This is a genomic window from Anaerotignum sp., from assembly GCF_045122575.1.
Classification (GTDB): domain Bacteria; phylum Bacillota; class Clostridia; order Lachnospirales; family Anaerotignaceae; genus Anaerotignum_A.
In genome coordinates, this window is sequence record NZ_JBGVHV010000060.1 from 1 (window position 1) to 4,940 (window position 4,940).

At 48.2% G+C, this 4,940-nt stretch carries 7 protein-coding genes; 6 read left to right on the top strand and 1 reads right to left on the bottom strand.

Annotated elements, in window-relative coordinates; translation table 11 throughout:
- A partial coding sequence (locus ACJMLT_RS02815) for a hypothetical protein (RefSeq protein WP_405726277.1) occupies positions 1–313 on the top strand: 313 nt, incomplete at its 5' end.
- A 44-nt stretch (positions 314–357) separates the two neighbouring features.
- On the opposite strand, the gene ACJMLT_RS02820 is transcribed toward ACJMLT_RS02815, so the two are convergent.
- Positions 358–903: a DUF3658 domain-containing protein gene (locus ACJMLT_RS02820; protein ID WP_405726280.1), complete on the bottom strand. Its 546-nt coding sequence runs from the start codon at positions 901–903 to the stop codon at positions 358–360.
- A 77-nt stretch (positions 904–980) separates the two neighbouring features.
- On the opposite strand from ACJMLT_RS02820, the gene spoIID reads away from it, so the two are divergent.
- From spoIID to ACJMLT_RS02845, 5 genes are all read left to right on the top strand, one after another.
- Positions 981–1,874 carry a stage II sporulation protein D gene (spoIID, locus tag ACJMLT_RS02825; RefSeq protein WP_405726283.1) on the top strand — a complete coding sequence of 298 codons (894 nt, stop codon included), beginning with the start codon at positions 981–983 and terminating at the stop codon, positions 1,872–1,874.
- Positions 1,875–1,918: 44 nt separating this feature from the next.
- Positions 1,919–2,599: a peptidoglycan DD-metalloendopeptidase family protein gene (locus ACJMLT_RS02830; protein WP_405726286.1), complete on the top strand. Its 681-nt coding sequence runs from the start codon at positions 1,919–1,921 to the stop codon at positions 2,597–2,599.
- A 161-nt stretch (positions 2,600–2,760) separates the two neighbouring features.
- A complete protein-coding gene (locus ACJMLT_RS02835; protein WP_405726289.1) occupies positions 2,761–3,276 on the top strand; it encodes an O-acetyl-ADP-ribose deacetylase in 516 nt (171 codons plus the stop codon).
- A 568-nt stretch (positions 3,277–3,844) separates the two neighbouring features.
- Positions 3,845–4,390 (top strand): ribosome hibernation-promoting factor, HPF/YfiA family, encoded by a 546-nt coding sequence (gene hpf / locus ACJMLT_RS02840; RefSeq protein WP_405726292.1) that lies wholly within the window; start codon positions 3,845–3,847, stop codon positions 4,388–4,390.
- A 112-nt stretch (positions 4,391–4,502) separates the two neighbouring features.
- A partial coding sequence (locus ACJMLT_RS02845) for an HD domain-containing protein (protein ID WP_405726295.1) occupies positions 4,503–4,940 on the top strand: 438 nt, incomplete at its 3' end.

A 4,940-nucleotide genomic window follows, 5' to 3' on the forward strand; every position in this document is an offset into this window, starting at 1 on the left:
ATGCAGATGTTTCATTGCCCATGAAACAGGGGCAGAAAAGATCGCCCGTCAGGCTCACTATCTGGAGGGCATCAACAATGGCATCACATACCATTTTCAGCTGACGAAGCGCACCTATCATATGCTGAAAAAGGAAAAAACCTTGAAACTGCAGATCCATACGGGTCTGTTCGGTGGTATTTATATCACCGAACTGGATAACCCCGATTTCTTCAAGCGTGTCCGCCGAATGGACAGAAAAGCAGCGAAGGTTGGTACGGTTCTCGGCCTGCTGGCTGCTGCCGGTGGCGTGGCGGTGTTCTGGTTTCTGTAAATAAAAGGAAAAGCCTGAAACGCTTGGCGTTTCGGGCTTTTTTGTTATCTTCTGCGGCGGTATGCGGCAGGGACAATATCCTTGCGGAGAAAACAGTCATAGAGTGTTTCGGAAGCACTGACCAGTTTCCCGTTGACCGTGGCGCGAAAGGGTGTGTTTTCCCAGAGCATCTGCTGCCATTCCAATGCACAGCCCCTGCGGTAATTGCGAGGGATGCGATTTTGGCAGGAGAGAAAAAGAGACCATTCTTCCGGCGCAACTTCCCCCCATTTCTCCCAGACGATGACATCGCCGTTGGCACATTCGAAATATGGAGGCAATGTGATCCCATGGATTTGAATCTCTTCCAGATCCTCCAGTTCATACATCAGCCAGAAGAATCCGCTCATTTCATCGGAATCCTGGCTGTACCAGATACGAAGGGGTTCCCCGCTTTCTGCCCGCAGGCGCAGTTCCGTCAGATCCGGATAGGGTTTATCCATCAGATTTCCCTTGCTCAATGTCAGGTCGAAACAATAGATATTTTCTCTGAAAATACCTGCTGCCATCAGCATGCCCTCTGTGCCATACCCAAATACGATTTCTATCATCTGTATCACCTCCGCTTTCATTCTAATTCATTTTGTGGGGGAAATCCACATATTCTGAAAAGAAGGGAAGTGGCAGGATGAAAAGATTGCTGGGGTTATTATTTTTTTATATCCTTCTGGTGGTTCTCCTTCTGCCCCTTGCGGTGACCTTTCTTTGCGGCGGCTTCCGCAGGGATCTGCCGCGGGAGACGAAGGCGTTATATGGCACGGCTGACCTTGCCCCGCTGGAATCGGAACTGGAGGAATATGTGGCAGGGGTGGTGGCGGCGGAAATGCCGGCGGCTTTCCATGAGGAAGCACTGAAAGCCCAGGCCGTTGCCGCCCGTACCTATCAGGTGCGGCAGATGCAGGCGGCGGGGACGGATTCCGTTCTCTATGATGTGGGACAGGCTTATATCACAACGGAGGAGCAGAAAGAAAAATGGGGAGAAAACTATTCCTTTTACGGAGCGAAAATCCGCAAAGCGGTACGGGAAACGGCAGGGGAGATTATGGTTTATGAAGGGGAGCCGATTTTGGCGGCATTTCATGCCCAGAGCGCAGGAAAAACAGAAGATGCGGTTCAGGTCTGGAACAGCGATGTGCCCTATCTGAAAAGCGTGAACAGCAGCGAAGATAAAAAGGCGCCGCAGCATGAAATAACGGTGACCTTTTCTATGGAAGAAGTGAAAGAAAAACTGGGCAGCACGGAACTTTCTGTCCGCAGCCGCACCGATGCGGGCTATGTTTCAGAGCTGCAGGCAGGGGAAAGGATTCTTTCGGGGCGGGAAGTGCGGGAGAAACTGGGGCTGCGCAGTGCCAGTTTTCGGATAGAGAAAAAAGGAGAGGACTTCTGCTTTACGACCCACGGGTATGGGCATGGGGTAGGCATGAGCCAGTATGGGGCTTCATTTCTGGCAGAGGAAGGGAAAACCTATCGGGAGATCCTGCGGCATTATTATTCCGGTGTGGAATTTCAAATGCTGGAATAAAATTTTCCTCTGATGGCAACAATACCATCGGAGGTGCTTTAGATATGAAGAAAAACGAAAACAAAACAGCCAGACGGATGCAGACCATCGCCATCTGCGGGTGCCTGTGTCTGGTGGCAGTGGGGGCAGGGGTCACCTATCGTGCCTTTGACCGCAGCCATCTGGAGGGCGTGGAGCAGGACGCAGAACAGCCTGTTACAGCGGTCAAAACTCCCACCATTGAGATTGCGGCGCTGGAAAGAAACAAACAGAGCAATGATCCCGGGGAAGCCCCTGAAGCGGAAACAACAACAAAACCGAAGGCGGCAAAACCTACATTTGCCTATCCCCTGCAGGGGGAAGTGGTGCTGCCCTACAGCATCGACCACGCCATTTATGACCCGACACTGGAACAGTACCGCACCAATGCGTCCGTCAGTCTTTCTGCCAAACAGGGGACAGCGGTGAAAGCGGCAGCAGACGGTACGGTGCAGGCGGTAACGGAGGATGTGGAAACAGGAAAGACCATCGTAATCGCCCATGCGGACGGCTGGCTGACTACATACGGTCAGCTGGAGGATGCCGTAGCAGTGAAGGAAGGCGAAAAGGTAACGCAGGGGCAGAAAATCGGCGCTGTGGATGACCCTACAAAATATGGGGCCGCGTTGGGCAGCCATCTGGAGTTTGCCATGGAGCAGAACGGGGAGACAAAAGACCCCCTGAAACACCTGCGGAAAGCAGAATGATATTTTGGGAAGAAGCTCGGATCCGGGCTTCTTTTTTTCATAAATCCGGAAACCCTGCCGTCGATTCCCTGCATTTTTGCGAAAAATGACTTTACGAATCCGCGGAAAATGGATAAAATGGAGGGACAAGGGTAATCATATTCAGACAAGGGGGAAGCAATATGAAACGTTTGTCTATCGTAAAAGGTGATATTGTAAAAGCAAAAACAGATGCCATCGTCAATGCGGCCAATACGTCTCTGCTGGGCGGCGGCGGTGTGGATGGTGCCATCCATCGTGCGGCAGGCCCTGAATTGCTGGCAGAATGTGAAACACTCCACGGCTGTCCTACCGGCGAAGCGAAGATCACAAAGGGGTATAAGCTGAAAGCCAAATATGTTATCCATACACCCGGCCCCATCTGGCGCGGAGGGAAATGGGGCGAAGAGGAACTGCTGGCCAACTGCTACAGAAATTCTCTGGCGCTGGCAAAGGAAAATGGGGTAAAAACCATTGCATTCCCTTCCATCAGCACCGGTGTTTACCGTTTCCCTGTGGATCAGGCGGCAAAGATCGCAGTCAGAGAGATCCTGCATTTTCTGGATCAGGATGATTCCATCGAACAGGTGACTATCGTCTGCTTTGATGAAAATACAAAAGCACATTATATGGATGCGCAGGCAGAACTGCAGGCGTAAAATCTTATAAAAGAACGAACCCTCGGATGTATATCGTCCGAGGATTTTTTTATGGAAATCGCAGGAGAAACAAATATTATGTCATCCTGTGCATGTTTTGTGGAGAAACATCCCTTTGTGGACAATGGGGAAAAAGAGAATGATTTATCCACATGAGAAATGCCGATAACCCCTGTTTTCCACAAAGTTGTTCACATTATCCACAGTGTGAGGAAAAGAATTCTGTGGAAAAAAGAAGAACAAATGTGTTTTTTGTGGAGAATAGAAAAGCCTGAAAAACCGCCATTCTTTTTTTTGAGAAAAATTTTGGCAGAGAGGTAAAAAGAATTATGGAAACTAAAAATGAAAAATTCCACAAACTTTTTTCTTGGTATTGACAAAGGAAAAATTTTCAAAATCGAAATATTTTTTGTAAAAGAAAAAGGGATTTGAAAAAATATGGAGAATTATAAGAGTAAGCAGACAAGAAAGATGCCATGCTTGATTTTGAATCAGACCGACCGTGTCGGTTTTGATATATTTCATCGATCCTCAGAAAGAAGAGAGGGTCACGAAGGGAGTTGTTTTTATGCGTTACAACATTATTGGTAAGAACATCGATGTATGGGACAAAACAAAGGAAATGGTTGAACACAAAATGGATCGTGTTGCAAAGCTGTTCCCCGCGGACACAGAAGCAACCATTACATTGAGCCTGGAAAAACTGGTTTCCACTGTTGAAATCACCGTACCTATGAATAAAAGAGTTGTACGTGCCGAAGTTCAGGATCCCGACATGACAGCTGCAATGGATAAAGCAGTGGATATTCTGGAAGGTCAGGTAGTACGCTATAAAAAACGCATGCGCACAAAGGTAAAATCCGGCGCGGAAGCTTATGCAGCAGAATATGCAGCAATTCTGGTTCCCGAAGAAGATCTGGATGACGAACCTATGGTTAAGATCGAAAAAGTAAAACATTTCGAAGTAAAACCCATGGACGCAGAAGAAGCAGTAATGGAAATGGAACTGGTAGGTCATAACTTCTTCGTATTCCGTAATGGTGAAACAGACGAAGTGAACGTTGTTTACAAGAGAAAGAACGGTACATATGGTCTGATCGAACCTGAATACTAATTTCAAAATGAAGAGGGACGCAGAAGCGTCCCTTTTTTTATTGGAAAAGGGGGAGTATAATATCTGTTAGACAGGAATGGGAAATTCTTTAATTTTTAGAAGGTGAATTTTTATGGAAAGAGAACGTTTTGAAAAGCAGATAGCCTTCATTTTGGAGGCTGACAAAGAAAAAAATATCCTTCGTCAGACCCATCTCAGTGGTCACGGGCGGCAGGAAAACGATGCGGAGCATGCATGGCACATGGCCATGATGATCTATCTGCTGAAAGAATATGCCAATGCACCCATCGATCTGGCAAGAACCATGATGATGGCCCTCATCCATGATATCGTGGAGATCGACGCGGGGGATACCTATGCCTACGACGCGGCAGGGATGGAGACCCAGGCGGAACGGGAACGTCTGGCGGCGGAGCGTATTTTCGGTCTGCTCCCTGATGACCAGAAAGAGGAACTGCGGGGGTTATTCGAAGAATTTGAAGCGGGGGAAACAGCAGAGGCGAAATTTGCCCGAACTATGGATAATCTGCAGCCCCTGATGCTGAATCAT

Excerpts from the sequence above, each read along its gene's own strand:
- spoIID (WP_405726283.1), top strand. The coding sequence starts at position 981 with ATGAAAAGATTGCTGGGGTTATTATTTTTTTATATCCTTCTGGTGGTT.
- hpf (WP_405726292.1), top strand. The coding sequence starts at position 3,845 with ATGCGTTACAACATTATTGGTAAGAACATCGATGTATGGGACAAAACA.
- ACJMLT_RS02835 (WP_405726289.1), top strand. The coding sequence starts at position 2,761 with ATGAAACGTTTGTCTATCGTAAAAGGTGATATTGTAAAAGCAAAAACA.
- ACJMLT_RS02830 (WP_405726286.1), top strand. The coding sequence starts at position 1,919 with ATGAAGAAAAACGAAAACAAAACAGCCAGACGGATGCAGACCATCGCC.
- ACJMLT_RS02820 (WP_405726280.1), bottom strand. The coding sequence starts at position 903 with ATGATAGAAATCGTATTTGGGTATGGCACAGAGGGCATGCTGATGGCA.